This is a genomic window from Micromonospora sp. CA-248260 (genome assembly GCF_050942205.1).
In the GTDB taxonomy this organism is placed as follows: Bacteria; Actinomycetota; Actinomycetes; order Mycobacteriales; family Micromonosporaceae; genus Micromonospora; species Micromonospora antibiotica.
Map to the genome: position 1 here is coordinate 3614751 of NZ_CP192021.1, position 22029 is coordinate 3636779.

9 protein-coding genes are annotated in these 22029 nt (G+C 69.8%); 4 read left to right on the forward strand and 5 right to left on the reverse strand.

All coding sequences use genetic code 11. The features are described 5' to 3' along the window. Positions 1-146: 146 nt before the first annotated feature. From ACQP2H_RS16015 to ACQP2H_RS16025, 3 genes are all read right to left on the reverse strand, one after another. A complete protein-coding gene (locus ACQP2H_RS16015; protein ID WP_433233396.1) occupies positions 147-4268 on the reverse strand; it encodes an Eco57I restriction-modification methylase domain-containing protein in 4122 nt (1373 codons plus the stop codon). Next, positions 4268-7234, reverse strand: a complete 2967-nt coding sequence (locus tag ACQP2H_RS16020) for a helicase-related protein (protein WP_433233398.1) — start codon at positions 7232-7234, stop codon at positions 4268-4270. The genes ACQP2H_RS16015 and ACQP2H_RS16020 overlap by 1 nt, the downstream gene beginning before the upstream one ends. Positions 7235-7332: 98 nt before the next feature. Beyond that, on the reverse strand, positions 7333-13578 hold the full coding sequence (locus ACQP2H_RS16025) for a protein kinase domain-containing protein (RefSeq protein WP_433233400.1): 6246 nt from the start codon (positions 13576-13578) through the stop codon (positions 7333-7335). 824 nt (positions 13579-14402) lie between these two features. On the opposite strand from ACQP2H_RS16025, the gene ACQP2H_RS16030 reads away from it, so the two are divergent. The 3 genes from ACQP2H_RS16030 to ACQP2H_RS16040 all read left to right on the forward strand — a co-directional run bounded on the left by ACQP2H_RS16030 (position 14403) and on the right by ACQP2H_RS16040 (position 17052). After that, entirely contained in the window at positions 14403-14804 is a 402-nt protein-coding gene (locus ACQP2H_RS16030; RefSeq protein WP_433227890.1) for a hypothetical protein, read from the forward strand. Between the two features lie 200 nt (positions 14805-15004). After that, on the forward strand, positions 15005-15508 hold the full coding sequence (locus ACQP2H_RS16035; protein WP_433227892.1) for a hypothetical protein: 504 nt from the start codon (positions 15005-15007) through the stop codon (positions 15506-15508). Between the two features lie 143 nt (positions 15509-15651). Next, positions 15652-17052, forward strand: coding sequence for a hypothetical protein (locus ACQP2H_RS16040; RefSeq protein WP_433227894.1), 1401 nt, complete (start codon positions 15652-15654; stop codon positions 17050-17052). A gap of 151 nt (positions 17053-17203) precedes the next feature. Here the strand turns inward: ACQP2H_RS16040 and ACQP2H_RS16045 are convergent, their stop codons facing one another. Both ACQP2H_RS16045 and ACQP2H_RS16050 read right to left on the reverse strand, forming a co-directional pair. Beyond that, positions 17204-17488, reverse strand: a complete 285-nt coding sequence (locus ACQP2H_RS16045) for a hypothetical protein (protein ID WP_433227895.1) — start codon at positions 17486-17488, stop codon at positions 17204-17206. Between the two features lie 536 nt (positions 17489-18024). Continuing rightward, on the reverse strand, positions 18025-19995 hold the full coding sequence (locus ACQP2H_RS16050) for an N-6 DNA methylase (protein WP_433227897.1): 1971 nt from the start codon (positions 19993-19995) through the stop codon (positions 18025-18027). Between the two features lie 106 nt (positions 19996-20101). Here ACQP2H_RS16050 and ACQP2H_RS16055 point away from each other — a divergent pair, with 106 nt between their 5' ends. Further along, positions 20102-21862, forward strand: coding sequence for a DUF6119 family protein (locus ACQP2H_RS16055; RefSeq protein ID WP_433227899.1), 1761 nt, complete (start codon positions 20102-20104; stop codon positions 21860-21862). Positions 21863-22029: the final 167 nt, after the last annotated feature.

Sequence of the window (22029 nt, forward strand, 5' to 3'; positions counted from 1 at the left end):
GACTTCCTGAACAGGTTTAAGTCTGGGAACCCTATCGCCAAGAGGCCTCCCACGGCTCTTTCTAGACTCCATGATTCCGAGTCTTGAACAGCGGGAGGTAGTCATACCTCAACGGGAAGGTCATGCCGAATCATGTCGGCCGAATGCTACTCAGGCGAAACACTGCACAGTGTGTCCGAGAGTACAGAGTGCCGAAGGCCGTCGCCAGGAGGCGGTTGAATTAGGGTCTCGTACTTGATGCCGGCTTGCTTGGCCTCCGTCAAACGGTCATAGCTGTCAAGGATGAGAGCCTTAGTGCGGTAGGTGCTGCGGCTGAACTCGTCCGCCCGTCTGACCGTGTCGAAAGTATTCATCACGTGGTCTACATCGTCGCGGCTAAGTCCGTACAGATAAAAAAGGCTAGCGTCGAGTTCGGCGCGTGTCATCTCGCGCCGGCCTATATCCCAGCGGTACGGCGGTCCTACATATCCAAGCTCCTCTGCATAGTCGGCCATATCAGTGCTCGTATACGCCAGTTCTACCACACGGTCGATGAACCAGCGATCCCCGCCATGCAGGGCGCGGAATGCAGCCCTGGAAGGAACCGGCAACTGGTAAAGGTACGAGTACGTAAGGTGAGTTCCCGCTATTTTTTGTCGGATTACGTAGTCGAAGACGAAAGAACTCAGGCACGCTTGAAGAAGAGCTGCAGCCTCAGCTCCCAAAGGGAAAACCAAGGGGTTCGTATGACCCACCCCGTAGCTTGGTAGCACTGCAGCCATCATCGTTCGCGTGTCTGTAGAACGAGCGATATCCCGCCACCCCATCAGCCATTGGTGATCCCAGCCCCGCTCAGCAAGCCGGGAACTGACGCCTAGATCGTAGATGACGTTTCCCTTCTTATCCCGCTTCTCAGTAGGGATATCGAACTCCGGGACCCAATACCTGGGCATCGGCACAAAGCTGGGATCATCGTGTTGCTCGGGGGTCAGTCGTGGAAGGGTACCCATGTTGGCTTGAGCCTCGGTCTGGCCGTCGTACGTACCCAAGCGGTGATCGAAATGGTGGAGCATCTTCGCCTCGTACAGCGGCAACATTCGCTGTTGGTCGCGCTCGAAGATGTTGCCGTGCAAGGTCCAGCCGTCGCGCTCCAACTGTTCACGGGTGCGGAACAGGTGCGAGTCGTTGGACATGTCAAACATGCGCATGAATGACAGGCCCCATGGATTGCCATTCGGGTCGCCCTCCTTGAGAAGCACCGGCACCCGACGATAGATGCCAAGAGTGATCTCGGCGTCGCGCCGGGAACGAAAGACAGGGAGGGTGCCCGTGTTGGGGTTGACGAGCAGGATCTCCTCGGGTGGCATGGCAAACCGCCGGCTGTCCAGGTCCTCGATGTACCGCGTGCCGAAGGCAAAGGATGCCCGGCCCACGCGTTCGCCCTTGCCCGCCACGGTCAGCAGAGCAAACCGGACCCGGTGATCAACATCCCGGCTGAGGATGAATGCCTCGTTCTCGAAGTCCAGGAAGGAAACGAGACGCGCGGTGCGCACAAGGTCGGAGAAGAAGGGCGCGGTCGTGGCGTCCGTCGCGATGCCGGTAGGCAGGACCAGCCCGAAGCGACCATGTGGCGCGATCGCGAGGGAGGCAGTCTCGGCGAAGACGGCATACGTGTTCACGTCTCCCCGCCCGGCAAGCGGATAGCGGCCGGAGTTGCGGAGCAGGTGACTGACTCCTTCGGCCAGCCGACGGGCGGCGGCGAAGGCCGCATGCATGACCCGATCCGCGCCTTCCTGACTGTCCACCAGTGCCTTGATGAGCCGTTCGCGAGCAGCCTTGTTGGCAGCCTTGGCGATCGTCTCGCTGCGGGCGGCGAAAAACTCCTGCTCCTGAAGCTTGACGCGCTCCCACGGCGGGTTTCCAAGCATGCAGTCGAAGCCGCCCGACCAGCCCGTTGCCGGATCAGTGTCGATCGCGCTGTCCGCCACCGCGAAGAGTTCGGGAAACTCCAGGTGCCAGTGGAAGAACAGGTACTCCTCCCGCAGCCGTTCGATCTCCTCGTGAGTCTCCCGCGACGCAGCCGACGCGTTCGGGTTCTCCATCGCCCGGAAGATGCCATGAGTGACCGCTGGCGGTGCGTGCACCGTCTTCCGCCAGATGAAGGCCGCACACCAGGCGTCGGCGAGATGCAAAGCCCGCTGGTAATCGTCAGACGCGACGAACTCCCGGTAGGCGGACTCCTGCTGGCGTACGTGGCTCAGGTCGGTTGAAGGCGCATCCGTGATTCGGCGAAGGCCCTGCGCGAAGACGGTGTTGGCAACCCGCGTCTCCGCGTCGAAGTCGAAGAGGCTGACCTGATTCGCCCGCTGCTGGCTGTTCTGCTTTTCCAGGCCCTTTGCGAACTTCTTGTCGTCGCCCTCGATGGGTTTGAACGCCGCGTCGGGGATGCCGTCCTTGAGCAGCGCGGGCGTGGCACCGATCAGCGCGTTGCCGTGCTTGATGTGGGCGTCGAGGAAGCTCAAGGGCTTGCCCGGTTCGAGGGCTTCCAGCCACAGCGACACTTTGGCCAGTTCGACCGCCATCGGGTTGAGGTCGACGCCATAGATACACCGGGCGATGACCTCGTGCAGGGCGGTGCGTACCGCGTCGAGAGTCGGTTCGGGGTTGCGTTCGCGTACCGCCGCGACCCGCTTGCCGATCCGGCGGGCCGCCGCGACCAGGAAGTGGCCGGAGCCGCAGGCCGGGTCGCAGACGGTGAGTGACAGCAGCTCGTTGACGATCGTCTCGGACGGGTCGGGTTGGCCGGCGGCGGTGGCCGCCACTTCGCCGCGCTTGACCGCGTCGTCGATCACCGGGTCGAGCGCCGAGTCCAACAGGCATTCGATCAGCGACGACGGGGTGTAGTAGGAGCCGGTCGTCTTGCGGGTGTTACCGGGAAGTTCGACCAGCTCGAAGGAGCGGTCGACCGCGCTGTGCCTGGGCACCAGCTCCAACAGGGATTCGTAGATCGAGCCCAACTCTTCGGCGTCCAGGTGCCGGTAGTCGACCGACCGCCAGCGCCGCGAGCCGGTGTCGCGCACCTGGCACAGGTGGCGTACGGCGGTCAGTAGGTATTCGTTGGCCAGCGACAGGCCGCGCAGCGGGGCGTCCGCCTCCCGGTCGTCGAAAATGCCGCCGAGGCCGGGCAGGCCGATTTCGGGGCGACCGTTCACGTCGCCCAGCGCGTCGAGGACGATCCACAGCGCCTGGTAGCGGTCGGCGTGGGCGGTGCCTCGGCGACGTCGGGCGTGGGCGCGCAGCCGCGCCGAGGAGAAGTACCGCTCGTACCGCTCGCGGGTTTCCTCGCTGGTGCCCGGCGGATGCAGCGCGTCGCGGTCCTCGGCGACGAAGAGGAACAGCAGCCGGTAGACCAGACGCAGCAGGGCGTTGTGGAACTCCTGGACGTCGAAGTCCTCGCGCAGCCGCTGGTTGTCCGGGTGGCGCAGGAAACCCGTGCCGAGCGTCGTGATCGCCTCCTGGACGCCCCGGCGGAGCTGTTCCAACGCGCGTACGCCCGAAGTGATCGCCTCGGTACGCCACTTCTCCAGCCAGCAGGTCGACGGGGCCGCGCCCTCGGCCACCGCGAAGCGGGAGACGTGCAGCAGCCGGTAGAGCAGCACGAACTCGCTGAACAGCTCACCGTCGAAGATGGCTTCCAGGTCGAATTCGACGTAGGCGGCGGTGGCGAGGGCGTTGGAGTCGCGCAGCAGCCGCAGTTGCCGGCCGTTGGTGAGCACCCCCCACAGGTGGGCGTCGGTGCGGTTCAGGCACTCCTGCACCAGCGACTGCGGCGGGACGCTGCCGCCGCCGGCCGGGCGCTTGTCGAGGGTGGCGTTCCACGGGGCCAGGTGGATCGGCACGTGCTGCCAGCGGTGGCTGATCGGGAAGGTCTTGCCGCCGTCGTCGGAGGTGATGCCGGTGGCCCCGATCGGGGTGAGCGCACCGAAGCCGAACGCGTCGAACAGCGGGGCCAGCCACTGGGTGCCGGCCCGGCCGGTCGGGTCGGCGGGGGTGTCGGCCTCCGGGGCGGCGGGCAGGCTGCCGCGTAGGTCCTTCCACACCGACTTGAGCCAGTCCCAGTGCCGTTCGGCGTCGTCGCGCACCGACCGCGCGCCGACCACCCGGTAGTCGGCCGGCTTGGTGCCGGTGACGTCCTTACCCTCGGCGATCCGCACCAGCATGTCGGCGGGAAGCAACCCACCAATCGTGTGTACGGCGGTGAAGACCTGGTTGCGGGCGGTGGCAGACATCAGGCGACGGCTCCGGCGGTGGGGGCGGGCAGATAGACGTAGGCACCGAGCACGTCGGCGCCGTCCTGGGCGGTGACGGTGAGGCCCCGGACGATCTCGCCGGAGGCGCTGCGCACCCGGCGGTGCGAGGCGAGCAGCTCGGCGGCCAGCTCCTCGCCGTACCCCTTGAGGTGGTCGGCGACGGCCGGCAGGTCGTCGAGGATCTGCCGCATGGTGCGTTCGCCGAAGCCGGGGTCGGTGTTGGCGTCGGCAGTCGCCTCGAGCAACGCCAGGGCGTCGTCGGGGGGCAGCCAGCGGGCATTGGCGGGTGCCCCGGCGAAGGCGAGCAGCCGGGCATCCTCGGCGACGAGCTGCCGGGTGCCGTTGCGCGAGGGCAGGGTGAGGTGGAACCGGTAGCGCACCACCAGCAACGTGGTCCGGCCGGCGACGGCCCGGGTCCGGATGACGCCACAGCGCCGCGCCGGGCGGGGGCCGGAAGCCTGCTCGTCGAGGGCGGCGTTGAGGACGTAACCGGCGAGCGCCACCACCGTCGGGTCGGTACGGACCAGCGCGGCCTCACCCCGGTCGACGGCGGCCATGCTGCGGAACGGGACCGGTCGGCCGAGTTCCACCACGTCACCGCCGAGCACCGGGGCCAGGGCGTCACGCAGCCCGGCGGGGGTGCCGCTGACATCCGCGGTGAAGTCGCCCGGCCGCGCCGGATCGTCGCGCAGCACACCGTCGAGCGCCCGCAACGACTGGCGTACGAAAGATCGGATCTCCCCCGCCCGGCCCAGGGTGTCGCGGACGGCGGCGACCTCGCGGGCCACCTCCTCCGGCCGGATCGCGTGCTGCGCGAACCGCGACCGGGACGTCTTCTCCCGCTCGGCTGCCGACTGCCAGTCGGCGGCCAGGGTGGCGGCCTTACGGTCGATGGCCCGGTATTCGTCGGCGTCGAAGAGGCTGCCCTGCTCGCCGCGTTCGGCCTGCTGGCCGCGCAGCAGCACCCACTCGACGATCGCGTCGGTCACCCCGGAGGACGCCTCGTCGGGCACCGAGACCGAGACGCCGAGGTCCTTGCGGATCTGCCGGTGCTTCTTGATCAGGACGTCGAGGACCTTGCCGTCGATGCCGTTGTCACCGCCATAGAGGGTGATGACCTTGACGACGCTGCGCTTCTGGCCGAACCGGTCGACCCGCCCCTCCCGTTGATCATGGCGGGTGGGGTTCCAGGCCAGGTCGTAGTGGACGACCGCGTCGAAGTGGTGTTGCAGGTTCACGCCCTCGGAAAGGCAGTCCGTCGCCACCAGCACCCGACGGGCGGCCGGGTCGTCGCCGGCCGCCTCGGCGAGCTTCTCGATCCGGTCGATACGCTGCTGCGGCGAGAGTGTGCCGGTGACCGCGTGCACCACCGTCTTCTTGCCGAGCTTGCCGTCGAGGTGCTCGGCGACGTACTCGGCGGTGGGGATGTAACGGCAGAAGACGATCGGGTGATAGCCCTCCTTGAGCAGCGCCTTGAGGTGGGTGACCAGGGCGGCGAGCTTGCGGTCCTCGGTCGGCCCCTCCAGCTTGGCCGCCTGCTCCGCCAGCTCGGCCAGCCGCGCTCCCGCACGGTCGCCGCCGCCGGCCGGGTCCACACCGCTGGCCGGGTCGCCGGTCGCCGCGCCGGGGGCGACGTCGAGCCCTTCGAGAGCGTCGTTGTCCGACGAGTCGCTGGTCATCGGTGCGCCGAGCCGGTCGGCCTCCTCGGCGCTGCCGGCCGCCACGGTCGCCGACCGGGTACGCAGGGTCTGCGCGGCGGCACGCGGTGACGACACCAGCGACCGCAGCAGCGCGATCGCCGACCACCAGGCGATCCGGGCCTCCCGCCGCCCCTGCCGGTCCGCGGCGGTCACCCGCTCACTGGCGTACGCGATGGCGTCGTCGAGCAGCGCCCGGTAGGCCGGGGACAGCTTGTAGGTCTCGTCCTTGAAATGCCGGTCGGCGGGGAACGACGTCGTCTCGGCGAGGCTGTCGTCGGCCAGCCCGTCGTCCCGGGTGAGATATTGCCGCACGTCGGCGCGCTTGCGGTGCACGAAGTAGGGGGCCAGTGCCCGGCGGCCCGCGTCGGAGCTCAGGTCGACGGCGGCGAGTTCCGGCCTGACCAGGCCGAGCAGGTTGCGGAAGGCGCCCTCCTTGCCGCTGTGCGGGGTGGCGGTCACCAGCAGCAGGTGCCGCTCGGGGTCGGCGGCGACCCGCTGGAGCAGTTCGAAGCGGAGCTGGTTCTGGGCGGAGGTGTTGTCGTCGGCCGCCACACAGGTGTGGGCCTCGTCGACGATGACCACGTCGGGGCAGTGCCGGACGAAGTCGTCGCGGTGCCGGGTCGACTTGATGAAGTCGGTGGAGACGATCACGTACGGGTGCCGGTCGAACAACGACTGGCCCAGGTCCAGGGCGCGTTCCAACCGGGACACCGTGGAGGCGAGGACCAGCTCGGCGTCGATGCCGAACTTGCTGCGCAGCTCCCCCTGCCACTGCTCGGCCAGCGCGGGTGAGCAGAGCACGGCGAGCCGGCGGGCGCTGCCCTGGGCGAGCAGCTCGGTGGCGATCAGGCCCGCCTCGACGGTCTTGCCGATGCCCACATCGTCCGAGATCAGTATCCGGACGGTCCTCTGCCGCAGCGCCATCATCAACGGCACGAGCTGATAGGCGCGTGGCTCGACGGCGATGCCGGCGAGGGACCGGAACGGGCCGGCACCGGAGCGGAACCCGATCCGCAACGCGGAACGCAGCAGGCCGGCGGCCTGGGCGTCACCCAGGTCGGCCGGCGACGGGTCGGCGAACCGCGCGCCGGTGACCCGCTCGAAGGCGGGGAAGACCGCCGCGACGTCGTCGTCCGCACCGCCCAGGGGGCGCAACACGAGCATGTCGGGTGCGCTCTCCGGGAGTACGACCCAGTCGCGGCCCCGGGCGGAGACCAACGTGCCGGCGCTGAAGGGGGTGGTCATGAAGGGGTCCTCGCACAGTCTGCGGTGTCGGGAAGGTCCCCCTCCTGCGCGTGGGGCGACAGGAGCGGTCCCTTGTTCACATCGGGGGGTGGGTGGGGTCAGCGGGTGGCGCTGGTGCCGAAGCAGTACCGGTGCTGGTCGGCGATGGCGGCCCAGTCGGCGTCGTACGGGAACCGGATCACGTCCCAGCCGGCGTCGCGGAGCCGTTCCTCGGCCTCCCGGTCACGCTGGGCAACCGTGTCGTGCTCGTGCACCGGGCCGTCGACGAAGACCGCGACTGTCGCGCCGGGCAGCCGGTAGACGTAGTCGGGTTGGGCCAGCGCCTCGGTGACCAGGGTCTGCGCCTCGTCGGGCAGCCGCAGGCCACGCTGCTTGAGCCAGGTGATCAGCTTGGCCTCCAGCGCGGTGTCCGACCGGGCGGTCAACCGGGCGAGCTGCTCGGTGCGCGACTCGCCCTGGCCGGTGGGGGCGGCCTTCGCGGCGGCGAAACGCAGCAGCAGGTCCCGCACGCCGTGCCGGTCGATGAACCGGTGGTTGAGCTGGTTGCCATAGGTGAGCAGGCACTCGTAGCAGCCCATCGCGCAGGGGCGGTCGGGGTGCGGTCCCTTGAGGTCGGTGCCGTCGGGGGCGAAGTGGCAGATGGCCAGCGCCTCGGCGGCTGCCCGGCGCAGCGCCTGCGGGTCGGCCTGCATCAGCCGCAGCACCCCCGCCCCGCCCTCGGCCGCCTCGGTGAACAGCATCCGCTCCCGTGGCCCGTCGTTCGGCGGCAGCAGCTCGGTGGTCAGCTCCGAGTCCTCCAGCTCGAAGGCGGCCTCGATGCCGCGCTCCAGCGCGTACATCAGGGAGAGCGCCACGTCCTGGTCGAGGGCTTCGTCGAGCTTGACGACAAGGATGTTGCGCCGGTCCTCCACGTACGGGATGACGCGCTTCTTGCGGCGCTTGTCGTTGCCGTCGGCGTCGACGAGCGGCATCTCGCTGGAGTCACCGGCCGCCTCCCCGGCGTCGCGCTCGTTCATCCACCGGCCGTCGGCCGGGTCGAGCCAGAACCCCTCGGCCTCGTCCGGCTTGGCCCGCACCCGCCCGACGTTGGTGATCCGGACGGTCGCCGAGTCGCCGTACGACAGGGTCGCCAGGCCCCCGGCGGCGTCGGCGACCAGGGCGTCCCGGCGGCCGGGGCGGGCGCCGTGGTCGTGGAACCGGTAGGACGTGACCAGCCGGTACCCGGCCCGGCGACGCTCCTCCTCGTCGGAGGAGATCCGCTCCCGGCGCGTGGTGTAGACGGTGTGCAGGTGCAGCAGGCCGGTCGTCTTCTCCCCCAGCGGCTGGTCGCACATCTGGCAGCGGTCGGCCCGCTCCTTGGCGTCGTGGTGGTAGCCGCACTGCTCGCACCGGTTGGCCTCGCCGGTGGTCACGTCGCCCGCCGCGTCCGGCGGCAACTGGATGCGGGTGACCTGGTAGCGCGCCCCCTCGTGATAGATGAGCGCGCCGGGGCCGAACTCGCGGATGGCCAGGAAGCGGGGACGCTGGAGGTAGTCGCCGTCGCCGAACCTGCGCCCGGTGGTGGGGACGTAGGCGGCCAGCGGCAGCCGGGGGAACGAGTAGCCGGGCAGGAAACCCTCGCTGGCCAGGTACCGGTACGGGTTGAAGTCCGACAGCACCGACTTGCTGTCGACGCTCTCGTTCTTGAGCAGGTTGAGCTGCGTCTCGGCCTCCTTGCGGCGGCCCACGGCGATCCGCCGGTCCCGCTCCGACAGGGTGTGGTCGAGGACCCGCTTGTTCTGCTCGGCCTGGTCGACCAGCGCGGCCTTGAACAGTCCGCGCCACCGGTCGAAGGCGGCGTCGAACCGGTCGGGCGTGGTCCGCACGGTGTCCTCGATCCACCGGTCGTCCCACCAGCTCGACTCGGCGTACTCGGTCAGCAGGCCGGCGAAGACCGTGCGGGCCGCCCGGGCGGCCCGCTCCTGGGACCGGGTGTCGCGCAGGGCGGCGGTGATGTGGTCGAGCAGCGCGAGCGCCGGATTCGGCAACCGGGAGTCCTCGGCGTACGCGATGTCGACGGTCTCCGGGATGGCCCGGCCGAGCTTCAGCCCCGCCTCGGCCAACCAGATCGCCTGGACGTGCGACCGGACCAGGTCCTCGTTGGCCAAATCCAGGCGCGGCGGGGCGACCGCACCGGCGACCATCCGCTCGGAGCGGCGGAAGTAGTACTGGTCGTGGCTGTTGCCGGTGGCGCAGTAGGTGGTCACCAGCGCGGGCTGTCCCGAGCGACCGGCCCGACCGCTGCGCTGCGCGTAGTTCGCCGGAGTCGGCGGCACGTTGCGCATCATGACCGCGTTGAGCTCGGAGATGTCGACGCCCAGCTCCATGGTGGGCGAGCAGTAGAGCAGCTTCAGCTCCGCCTTGCGGAAGGACTCCTCGCGCCTCTCCCGTTCGGTCGGGTCGACCTGGGCGGTGTGCTCGCGGGCGGTGAGGCCGGCAAGCGTCCCGGCGGCCTCCCGGTAGAGCTTGCGGAAGAACCCGTTCACCTGGGGGCCTTCGCCCTGGGCGAAGGTGCGGGTCAGCGGGTCGTGGCTGCCCTTCTCACCGGTGCCGGCCCGCCAGATCAGCGAGGCGGCCGACACCCGGTAACCGGTGCTGCTCGGGCCGGCCGGGCCGCGGAACCGGCCGGCACGCTGCGGGGCGACCTCGATCCTGGTGACCACGCTGGCGTCGGCCAACACCTCCAGCACCTCGGCGATCACCCGCTGCGCGTCGTCGAAGCTCAGGCTGCTGCCGAAGTAGACCCGGCGCAGGTACTTACCGAACTTGCCCCGCCCGGAGAGGAACAGCCCGGTCCGGTCCATCCCCCGCCCGGAGGGCTGCGGGTAGGCGGTGCCGACCTTCGGGCTGTCGGTGACCGACAGCACCCACGGGTCGGTCAGCCGTTCCTCGCTGGCCCGCTGGAGCGGGTCGAAGTCGTCACGGAAATACTGCACGTCGATGGCGAGCGACCGGCGCATCTCGTTGAGCAGCGCGCGCATGATGTCGAGACGAGTGCCCGGATCGGCGTCCAGCAGTGGCTTGTGGGTCCTCGACCAACGCTCCTGGTTGCCGGCCAGCCAGTCGAGATCCTCGTAGTCGATCTCCAACAGGCCGGTCTGCTCCAGGTTGGGCATGGTGATCCGCCAGCCCCGCTCAAGGTCGAGATAGAGCCGGAAGGCGACCACGTCCCGCAGCGTCTTGGCCGCCGCCTTCGCCAGCGACGGCGGCAGGTCGTTGCCCCGGGCGTAGTCGGCCTCCCGCAGGCCCAGCGCCGCCGTCACCTTGGTCGCCAGGTCCTCGTGCGTGATGCCGTCCTTACCGGCGTCGCGGGCTGCCTGGTAGAGCGCGCCACGTAGCTGGGTGATCTGCACGAAGTCGTTGAAGTGGCCGGCCTGGAGCGAGGCGTCCTGCCGGTTGTCCACGAAGGTCAGCAGCTTGCGTGCCTTCGGGTCCAGCACCTCGGGCGGCGCGCTCATCAGCGACCGGACGATGGACGCGGAGACCAGCGAGGTCGCCGAGGACCGCCCCTCCTGGTCGAGGGTGGCGAGCTTGGCGAAGTCCCTCCCCCGGACCTGCTCGTAGGCCACCCCGCAGTGGGCGCAGAACAGGAACGGCGACGGGATGAACGCGGCCCGTAGCGCACCCCGGCCCTCGTAGCCGTACGGGTCGACGGTGACGGCGGTCGGCAGCCGGTCCCGGTAGGAGGCGCGGACGCTCTCCTGCCCGTGCTCGTCGGGCTCCAACCACGACTCGGGAATGCGTCGGTCGGCGATGGCCTCCTCCCGACTGGTCGGCCAAGGCCGCTCGGAGTCGATGTAGAGGTAGCCGTCGGTGGTGCTGCCGCCCGTGCCGACGGTGTCCCGCCGGGGCTCGTAGACGACGCTGCCGTTGTGGGTGGTACGCCAGACCGTCAGGTACTCCTGGCCACACTCCCGGCAGAAGGCGAGTGGCAGCAGGATCTTCCCGTCCGAGCCGGGTAGGACCAGCTGATAGTCGCGGGTGAGGTGGCGGGTGAGTTCGTCCTCCAGGGTGACGTAGACGGTGTCGCCCTTGGCGAGGAACTGGTGCAGCCGGAAGGCGAACAGGGGGCGCTCGGTGACCGGGTGGCGCGCGTCCGAGCCGGCTTTGAGGGTGTCCCGGATCGCTTTCGCGCAGTCGGCGACGGTCAGTTTCGAGGCGTCGGCCAGCGCCACCGCCGCCTGTTCGATCTTGGCGGGTTTCTGCCGGACCAGGTGCCCCGCCGGGTCCGTGGTCAGACCGAAGTGGCTCTCGATCCAGCGGGCCAGCGGATCGTCCACCAGGTCGGCGTACGCGCGGGGTGCGCCGGGTGCGCGCAGCCGCTCGACCGGCACGGTATCCGGGGCGGGGCCGGTGGCCCGGACCAGGGTCTCCCCGATCACGTTGGTCTCGGTGACCTCGGTGCCGAACAACGTGCTGGCGACCCGGGCGACAGTGGCCTTCTGGTCAGCGGCGCTGCCCTCGCTGGAGATGGTGGCGGAGGTGCCGATGCACTGGAGTGCCCGCGCCTGGCAGGCCTCCCGGACCCGGCGGATCAGCAGCGCCACGTCGGCGCCCTGCCGGCCCCGGTAGGTGTGCAGCTCGTCGAAGACGAGGAACTCCAGCCCGCTGGCCATCCTGATCAGCGACCGCCGGTCGTCCGGGCGGGTGAGCATCAACTCCAGCATCACGTAGTTGGTAAGCAGGATGTCCGGCGGGTTGTCGCGGATCGCCCGCCGCCGCTCGTCGCTCTCCTGGCCGGTGTACCGGGCGTAGGTGACCGGTTCCCGGCCGGCGCCGTACCCGTCCAGGAGGAACTTGTCCAGCTCCTTGAGCTGGCTGTTGGCCAGCGCGTTCATCGGGTAGACGATGATCGCCCGGACCCGCTTCGTGGCCTTCTTCCCCTCCTGCGCACGGGCCTTGAGGACCCGGTCGACGATCGGCACGATGTACGACAGCGACTTGCCGGAGCCGGTGCCGGTGGTCAGCACGTACGAGGCGCCGGTCCGGGCCCGGTCGATCGCCTCCCGCTGGTGCTGGTGCAGCGTCAACGGGCGGCCGTCACAGCGCGTACTGCCCTCGGTCTTCCTGGCCTGGAAGATCCGGGCGCACTCCTCGTGCAACACGCCCTGGGTGACGAGTTCGAGGATCGAGCCGCCGGCGGCGAAGAACGGGTTGAGCGACACCCACGGGTCGGGCCACTGCGACTTGGCGCTTAGGTCGTCCTCGACGAAGAGCTTGATCCGGTCGTCGCGGATGACCGTGCCGCCCTCGGTGAAATCGCGGTAGTCCTTGATGAGCTGCCGATGCACCCCGAAGACGTCCATGCCGGCGCTGGTGGCCTCGGCGGGCTCGACCTCCTCGGCGGCAGGCGACGACGTGACGGCCTCAGCCGCCGCCCGCTCCCGCTCCAGGTAACGCACCGGGTCGAAGGACTCCCAACCAGCGACCTGCGCGGTGCCGGTGGCGAAGGGCAACAGCGCGTCCCGCACGACGCCCGCATCGGCCGGCCGGCCGGTCGGTTCCTTGGCCAGCAGGCGACCGATCAGCCGTACCAGCTCGGTCGGCACGTCCGAACGCATCAGCCGGATCGGCGGGACGGGCTCGTGCAGGTGCTTCTGACCCAGCCCGTAGGCGGACTCGCTGACGAACGGCGGCACCCCGGTCAGCAGCTCGAACAGCACGCAGCCCAGCGCGTACAGGTCGGCCGCCGGGGTCACCGCCGCCGCGAGGAACTGCTCCGGTGCCATGTAGCGGGCCGTGCCGACCGTGACGCCGGTGCTCGTCACCCGGCCGGCTTCGTCGTCGAGGATCCGGCCCATGCCGAAGTCGAGGACCTTGATCGCCCCCGTCCGGAGCAGCATCACGTTGGACGGCTTGAGGTCACGGTGCACGACGTCGACACCGACGCCGTGCGCCGCCGCCAGCCCGTCGGCGATCTGCGCCCCTATCGCCGCCACCCAGGAAATGGGGAGCTGGGGGCACTCGGCCACCAGGTCACGCAGGGTTTCCCCGTCGAGCAGTTCCATCGCGATGTAGGGCACGTCCTGGACGGCTCCGGCGATGATCCGGGGCAGCCGGGGATGGTCGAGCCGGCGCATGATGCGCATCTCGCGCTCGAAGCGCTGCCGGGCCTTGCTGTCGGGTGAGGTGTCGATGACACCTCCGGAACGTCCGCGCAGGATCAGCTTCAGCGCGACGATCCGGTCAATCGAGCCCTCCGCCGCCGCCATGTCCTCGGCCCGGTGGACCTCGCCCATGTTGCCCTTGCCGATCGCGCCGTTCAGGCGGAACCGGCCCGCCACCCAGTCCTTCGTCCCCGTCACCCTCATTGCCCCCAGCTCGTCGTCCGCGGTGATCGCTACGAATCACGTATCGGGAGGCCAACAACCACAGTCGACTGTCCGGCTTCGATGGACAGGAGTTGTGCCGATACTCTGATTCGTGCCGTTTGTTAGCGATGCCGCCCGAGGAGTATGTCTGGCCGCCCAAAGTGGTAAATCAGCCGATTGGTGGAATCGACCCACCAATCATGGTCCGGACGACAACACCCCTTCCGGCCCGCCCGGGTCACATCCGAGGTCCAGAGCGGTCACGATCAGGGCTTTAGGCCCTCCCGGGCTAGTCCGTCCGCCATTGACTCCACCAGCACCTCACCCCCTGCGGGAGAGCTGTCGGATTGCCGACTCGGGGACCTCCAGCCACCGGAACGCCGACCCGTACAGACCACTGCCCCCCGGCGGGGGGTCGGACTCGGCGGAACTGCGGACAGCCGATGGTGACCAAGAACGGGAAGAAGTCGATCTCGCCGCGTTACGGCCCGACGCCCCGACTGATCATGTCGACGTCGACATTGCGATAAGCGCCGGCTCGGCCCGCCGCCAATCGGTCGAATCAAGAGGGACCGGCACCCGAGGGGCCGAAGTCCTTGATCTGACGATATCAGCCCAGCTCAGTGGCATGATCAAATAGTCGAGTGTCCATGATTGGACAGTCACCACCCTGGTTCGGCACGGTTCCCGGTGACTACCGTTTGACCCATAAAGGGTATTGATCAGATTCAACCGGCAAGTGATATCTGATCAGTAAATTTCCTTTTTTACCGCCAGGTTGACCGCACCTCGCGGCACCAGCCCCAAAGGAGTCCCTCATGTCCACCGAGTCCAGCAAGCACGCCGACCAACCCCCCGCAAGCGCCAGCGACATCGCCGAAGCCACCGCGCTCCTGGTCCCCGCCACCTCCGCCGGCATGCCGCCGACCGCGCAGCTCTTCTTCGCCGTGGTCGAGGCCAACGGGGTCCTGAACCGCGGCTTCGGGGTCGTCTCGTCCACCCGCGTCGCCGTCGGGCAGTACCAGGTGGTGTTCAGCCACGACGTGACCCGCTCGGCGTTCGTCGGAACCATCGGTCTGACCGGTTCCGTCGGCGCCTCGCCCAGCGGCGAGATCGCGGTGGTCGGCCGCTTCGGCGTGCCGAACGGCGTCTTCGTCCAGACGTTCACCTCGGCGGGCGCGCCCGCCGACCGGGCGTTCCACCTCACCATCTCGTCCTGACAGTGGCGCATCCAGGTCCCCGTCACCCCCGGTGGCGGGGGCCGCTCGCGTCGGGCGGACCCGGCGCGATCACGGTCGTGCACCCAGAAGTCGTTCATCCGACTGAGGAATGCCCGCAGGACAGCCGACAGGGTGCTCCACCGACGACCGGGCTAATCTGCGTCGAAAGCCCGCGACCAACGCCCACAAGGGAGTGGATAGTGTTCATCGGGGCGACGCAGGATCCCAACACACGCAGCCAGTCCGAGGGGGCCGAATCGGGTGCGGAGGCATGGGGCGCGCTGCTGCCCATCGACGCCGGCCTGACGCAGGCCGAGGCGGACCAGCAGTTGGCCACCTATCTTGCGGCGGTGCAGGCCGGCGAGGCGCTGTGCATCCGCGCGCACGGCAACGACCTGGAGATCGGCGACGCCGAGGCCGGTGCCAAGGACTGGGGCTGGACCTACAAGAAGCTGGCCCGGATGCTGGCCACCCACCTGACCGCCACCCCGAGCATCATTCTGATCCGCTCGTGCGCCGAGCAGGTGACCAACTTCCCGACGCAGATGGCGGTCCGCCTGGAGTCGAACTGGCCCGGCGCGAACCACCTCGACGGGGTCACCATCTACGGCTACAACACCTCCGTCAAGGTCAGCACGCCTGTCCCTTCGCCGGCGCAGCTGGCCAAGAACGTGCAGGTGCAACCGGTCGTCGTCGCGCTCTGACCCCAGGCCCGGTGAGGCCGGTTGGGCCAGCGAACCGACAGTGATGCTCGCATGGCCAGGATCTGTCCACCGCGATCGCCGGCCGGGCGGATCACGAGACAGCCGACGCAACCGCGACCACTGTGGATGGTTAGGCTGAGAGGTTGATCGCCACGACTAGGAACGGCGGAAACGGCGTGACGGAACATGTGCAGGTGCCGGTGTGGACCCTGGCGACAGATCCCGGGAAGGTCTCGCTGGCAGCTCAGCTCCCCGTGCATCACAAGGGGATGACCCAGGAGCGGCTCGCCGGGCTGCGGCAGGCGCTCGCCGCGTTTCTCGACACGCCACTCGTCACGGTGGAGGCCTATCCGCTTCCCGCAGAGGTGCACCTTCGAGGTGGAAGGCTCCTCGACGCCGCGTCGCCGCTCGCCGTGGAACTCCGAAACCTGTTGCAGCTACCGAGCAACACCGCCACGGGCGTCGCCGACGCCGCGAAGTCGACGGAGACGCTGTACCGCATGGTGGTGCCGAGATCAGTGGCGGCACAACTCGGCAAGGGCCTGATCCGGCCCATACCGTCCAAAGCCGTCGCCGGTGGGATCCACGGCGGCATCCTCGGCAGGACGGGAATCGTGAGCCAGGCGACCTTCGTCCCGGTGGTGGTTGACGCGCCACGGTCAAGCGGTACCGGAATGATGAGCGGCACCGCGAGAGCAGCTACCGGCGCCGGCATGGTCACCGCCGCAGCATCCTTCGTCCTCCTCGCCGTCGCCACCGCCGCGAGCCTGTACGCCGAAGAGCAGCGCCGCAAGGCCATGGAGCGGGTCACCGAGCTTCTCGAGGAGCTGACCGCCGACAGTCTCAACGCGGAGCGTGACCGCCTGAACGGCGCGACGACCGCCGTCGAGCGAGCGACCGCGCTCCTGCTCGACAAGGGTGAGGCCGGGCACTCCCTGGGCTTGGACGCCGCAGTAAACGCCGTCGACACCGCCATCGCCGCAGCCACCCGCCGGGCCGGCACCTGGCGGACGAAACTCGCCGCGTTCTCTCCTGAAGGTGTGGAGATCGCGGACCTGATCAAGGCCTTCCCCGGGATCGACCAACCCAACGGTGCCTTCCGCGTCGAGCTCCGGCTCGCCTCGTTGGCCATCGCTACGAAACGGCGGGTCGCGGTTCTCCAAGCCGTGGAGCACGCCCAGAAATCCCCGGAGCTCAGCTTCCACCGCTTCACCGCGATGTTGCAGGACGAGCAGCGAAGCGTGGACGCACTCCAGGGTGAGCTACGCGCGCTCCTGGTCGACCTGGCCGAACTCCGGCTGCGTGCTCCCACCAAGAGCTTCACGAACCGCCTGTTGACGCAAGGCGAAGTGAACACCCTGCTCGCCTGGCCGGGCCGCCTGCGGCAACTGGCGAGCGAGGAGTCCTTGACTGCCTCGGAACTGCCCGATGTCGAGATCGGCCTCGTCCAACGAACGGACGGAAAGGTAATGGTGCTGCCTGCGGAGGCGTTGGCACGCGATCACCCCCTGCTGAGTCCGATCGCGACCTCCGGGCAGTGGTGAAGCGGCCGTCGTCGTGGAGACGGCCGCCGTTTCAGGTAAGAGGCTTCCGCCGCCTCTTCGAAGCCACCCGCGTCTTTGCCGTGCTCGTTCTGACCGACGCGCCCGCGCCACCGGGACGGAAGCCGCTGGCGCGGGCGCGGGCCTTACCGCATCACTGGTAGTAGCAGCTCTCCTGGATGACCCGGCTGCGCTCAAGCTGGCCCACGGTCCCGTCGTAGCGAGCGAGGTAGTGGACCGGCCCGCGGTAGTCGAGAATGCGGACCAGCGAGTTCTGCGGTACCCAGATCCCCGGATCCGGGCTGGTGTAGAGAATTGCCGAACTGTCGGTGCGGCACAGTTGATTCGGCTGGGCCGCCTGGGCCGCGACCGGTACGGACAGCACAGCAGCGGAGATCAGGGCAGCGCACACCGCGCCGCGCCGCAGGAGCTCACGCAACTTTTTCTCTTTTCGTGTCGGGTCGAATCGGCGGATCGGGCACCCCGTCAAACTGAAATCGTTTGATGTCAATCACTCGTGAACGCGTCCCGAGTGGTGTCGGCCATTCCCACGGAATGCGCAACCGGAGGATGTCACGCCACTTCGACCCGACCGCCCACTACCAGCTCACCGGGCTTTTCTCCGCAACCTTACTGAGTACACGGTCAGCATCGCTCCGGGAACACACCGCGTCTGCAACGTCAACCGGGTAGACACGAATAGCTTTATTGATTCCCGATTTTCAGCTCAGCGCAGAGCGGAGCGGACAGTTTCGGCAGACTCGGACGTACGGGTTCACCCCACTCGCGCGACGCCTCCGCTTCGGGCTGCCAGGTCGACGGCCGAGGCGGGTTGGGCTGCGGTCACGAGCCAGCCACAATGCGACACTCATTTCACGGGAATTGCATGGTGTGGTTGTTGTCTGGGTTTCTGCACTTCGGCGCGCTACCCGGTTGCGTCGGTGATCGGCACACCCCGGGATCCGTTCGTCGGGATCACGTCGGCCGAATCGCGCCCCGGGCCAGCCCGTCCGCGGTGAGTTGCACCAGTTCCGCCCCCAGCGTCGCCGCCTGCCGCAGCGTCTGCTCGAAGGCGTCCAGCCGCCGGGCCGCCTCGCCGTACGCCCGCTGCTCCGGCAGACCCAGCCGACGCACCGACGCCCGCCGGATGTCGAACCGCAGCGTCCCGGACAGGCTCGACGCCTGCTTCTCGTTGGCCGAGGTGCGCAACTGCCCGGCCAGGAACCACGGGTCCAGCGCCCCCGGATCGGGCCGCAACAGATAGAGGTTGCGCCCCAGCAGCGTCCCTGTCGTGGTGACCACCCGCGCGGTGAGCTGCTGGGCGACCACCGGCACCACCACGTCCCCCACCTCCAGGGGGATCTGCTGGCCGTAGCGGTCGTCGATCCGGCCGGAAGCCTGCGCACCGGCGAGCACGTCCCCGACGGTGAGCACGGGCGGCCCGTCCGGGGCCGGCTCCGACACGCCGGCCCGCACCGGTCCGAGCAGGTGCAGCGCGCCGGCCCGGAGCAGCTCCCCGACGGTGAGGAACTGCCCGGCCGCCCCGTCCGGTGCGGGGGTGGCCGGCGGCATCAGCGCCGGCAGTGCGGCGACGACGGCGGCCAGCCGCTCCCGGGTGCGTGTCAACTGCTCCCCCGAAACCTCGCTGCCGACGGCCGGTTGCCGGCGCGCGGGCGTCAGGTCCACCTCCTCGTCGAGCAGCTCGATCACCGGGATCGTGCGGGCGAAACCGGCCTGGTCGACCTCGGCGTCCGGCATGGCGTCGAAGTCCCGCCACACGCCCAGCACCCGGGGGGCGGTCTCGGCCAGATCGCCACCGGCTGCGTCGACCAGCAGCACCCGGGCCGGCGGCGACGCCTCCGTCGCGGCCCGCCGCAACACCCACAGGTGCAGCGGCACACCGTGTGCCGCGGCCACCCCTGGCGGGAGCGCGATCACCGCGCGCAGGTGGCCTCGGCGCAGGAGTTCGCTACGGATGCGTTTGCCGGCCCGGCGGCTGGCCACCGTGGGCGGCATCAACAGCACCGCGTGCCCGCCGACCCGCAGGTGCGCTAGGGCGTGCTGCACCCAGGCCAGCTCCGGTTCGGTACGCGGGGTGGTGCCGACGATCCAGCGGGGATCGTGGCCCAGCTCGTCGTCGCCCCAGTTGGTGGCCCCGAACGGGGGGTGGCAGACGACGGCGTCGACCTGCTGGCCGGCGAACGCGTCGGCGCGCAGCGAGTCACCGGTGCGCACCTCGCCGGGCACGTCCCGCAGGGCCAACCACAGTCCGGCGAGCGCGGCGAGGTCCGCGTCGATCTCCTGCCCGTAGGCGGCGGCACAGCCGGCACGGGCGGCGGCCCGCAGGGTGGCCCCGGAGCCGACGGCCGGGTCGAGGACACTGCCGCCACCCACGGCGGCGAGCCCGACCATCAGGTCGGCCAGGTCGTCCGGGGTGGCGAGGGGCCTACCAGGGCCGGGTCCGGAGAACCGCTGCCACAGCTCGTCGAAGGCGTCCGGCACGCCCCGGTCGTCAGCGAGGGCGTCGAGGTCGGCCAGCAGCGCGGCGGGAAGCGAGACCGCAGACGGTAGGGCGGCGGACCAGGGCTCGGCGGGCAGCGCCGCACCGCGCTGCGGGTCGACGGGAGGCGGGGTGGTCTCCCGGGGAGGGTGGGCGCGGTGGCGGGCGAGGAGTCTCGCGCCGACGGCGACGAGGGCGGCGGCCGGGGAGTCGCCGGCCGCCGCGAGGTGTCGCCAGAGCCGGTCGGCGGTGTCGAGGTCGGGCAGCTTGCCCTGGCCGCGCAGCCACTGCTCGACCTCGATCAGGCCGAACTCGGGGCTGGCTGCGGAGCCACCCACCGGGGCGGGGAAGTCGGGGTGCCGCTTGCGCCAGTTACTGACGGCGGCCCGGCCCACCCCGGCGAGCCGGGCGATCTCCGCTGCCGTCACGGTCGGCGTCTCCTGCATCTTCGCATGATGCCACAGCCGTCAAACGTCATGTCCGTTGACAGCGTTCACGGATAATGTGAACATGTTCCCCGCAACACCCCGAACCACGACGAGGAGTGCGAAGATGCGTCACGCCCAGCACCACCGGACGACCGGCCCGACCCCCCGCCCCGGCGCCCGGGACGACTCCCGCCGACCCGGCAACACCCAGCCTCCCCTCTTCGCGCACCCGGTGCCCGCACCACCGCCAGGGACCTACCTGACGACCGTCTACCGACTCCGGGTCGACCCGACCGCCGCCGGCCTGACCCGGGCGCTCAACCGTCAGTACCTGGTGGACAGCGGCTTCCCGGTCAACACCCGGCAGGTCGCCGGAGCGCCCGCGCTGCTGGTGCACGGCACCGTGCCCCGCCCCCGCGCCGACTGGTGCGACGTCCTCACCGGACTCACCGGCCGCGAGGTCGACCTCGGCCACAGCAGCGGTGGCGGGTTGCTCCTGCTCGCCGTTGACGACCAGGCGTACGCCCTCACCTACGGCACGCTGGGCCGGCACATGATCGACCAGGGGGCGGTCGACCCCACGTTCGGGGTCTCCTTCGCCGTACGCGCACTGCTGCCCAGCGAGATCCGCCAGGTCCGGCGACGGATGGTCGGCACCAGCGGACGGGTGGACCGCAGCCTCGTCCCCGCCGGTCAGCCCATCCGCAAGTTCGGCATCGACAAGTGGGGCGAGATCGTCGGGCAGCTCAGCGGACCGGCCCACATCCCGAACCTGACCGTGTGCCGCCGCACCGGCCGGACCACCCGGATCGAGGGCGGCGACGCACTGCGCATCCATCTCGCCGTGCAGCCCGCCGCGCTGCTCGCCGACCTACGGGAGATCGACCGGGTCTGCCGGCAGGAGTCGCCGCTGGCCGACCTGGCCTTCGTCACCCAGATCCGGCCGGTCTCCTCCCGGGACCCCCGGTTGCCCGCGCTCGCCGCCGAGTTGGACGCGCGGCTCGGCCAGCCCGACCCGGCGCACCTCGGGATGGCCGTCCCCGGCGATCTCGTCGCGGACATCGAGGACGTCCGGTCCTACCGGATCCAGGTCCCGAAGTCCGGCCGGCGGGCCACCCTCACCCCCGAGCTGGACCTGCCCGCCCTGCTGGCCCACACCCGTCGGGCGTCCGACGGTGACCGGTGGTCCGGGCTCCAGCGGGGACGGATCACCCTCTGCGCCGACGCGGGTGGCACCGAGGAACTGGTCTCGATGCCGGCCTCCCGCTGGATCACCGCCGAGGTGGCGGTCGGCACGAGCCACCTGCTGCTGCACGAGGGCGGCTGGTACGAGATCGGCGACCGGCACCGCGAGTTCCTGCACCAGGAGATCGCCGGAATCCTGGCCCGCCCCTGCGGCATCGCCCTGCCGCCGTGGACGTCCGACCTGCCCGACGAGGACGCCTACAACCGGGCCGCCGCCGACCGCGACCCCCGCCTGGTCCTGCTGGACAAGAAGCTGCTCCGCACTGCTCAGCACCGGCGCGGCATCGAGGCCTGCGACCTGCTCGGCCCGGACGGCGAGCTGATCCACGTCAAGCGCGCCTCCGGCAGTTCCCCGCTGAGCCACCTCTTCGCCCAGGGCGCCGCCTCGGTGGACGCCCTGCGTTACGAGGCGGACGCCCGGGAGCGCCTGGCCGAACTGGTCCGGCGGCAGCCCACCGGCCGGGAGATCGACGCGGACTTCCGACCCCGCAAGGTGATCTACGCGATCGCCCTGGGCAGTGGCCGGGCCGTCACCGTCGGCACGCTGTTCACCTTCGCCCAGGTGGCGCTCTACCGGGCGGTGAAGGCGCTGCGTGCCGAGGACGTCGACGTCGAGGTCGTCGGCATCCCCGCCGCCTGATCCACCTCCCACCTCAAGCCGATCTCACTCAGGAGGCGCGTGATGGGTTCCGACGGCTCTCCCCCCGCTCCGCCGGGTCTCCCCCCGAAGATCATCGGGCCTGGTCCCGGCCTCACCCCGCCGACCGCCGACCCGGGCGAGCTCGACCTACGCGACCGGTGCAGGCG

What these genes read in the sequence shown, in the direction of transcription:
- ACQP2H_RS16050 (WP_433227897.1), bottom strand. Translation starts at nt 19,995, where the DNA reads ATGCAGGAGACGCCGACCGTGACGGCAGCGGAGATCGCCCGGCTCGCC.
- ACQP2H_RS16020 (WP_433233398.1), bottom strand. Translation starts at nt 7,234, where the DNA reads ATGACCACCCCCTTCAGCGCCGGCACGTTGGTCTCCGCCCGGGGCCGC.
- ACQP2H_RS16055 (WP_433227899.1), top strand. Translation starts at nt 20,102, where the DNA reads ATGCGTCACGCCCAGCACCACCGGACGACCGGCCCGACCCCCCGCCCC.
- ACQP2H_RS16015 (WP_433233396.1), bottom strand. Translation starts at nt 4,268, where the DNA reads ATGTCTGCCACCGCCCGCAACCAGGTCTTCACCGCCGTACACACGATT.
- ACQP2H_RS16030 (WP_433227890.1), top strand. Translation starts at nt 14,403, where the DNA reads ATGTCCACCGAGTCCAGCAAGCACGCCGACCAACCCCCCGCAAGCGCC.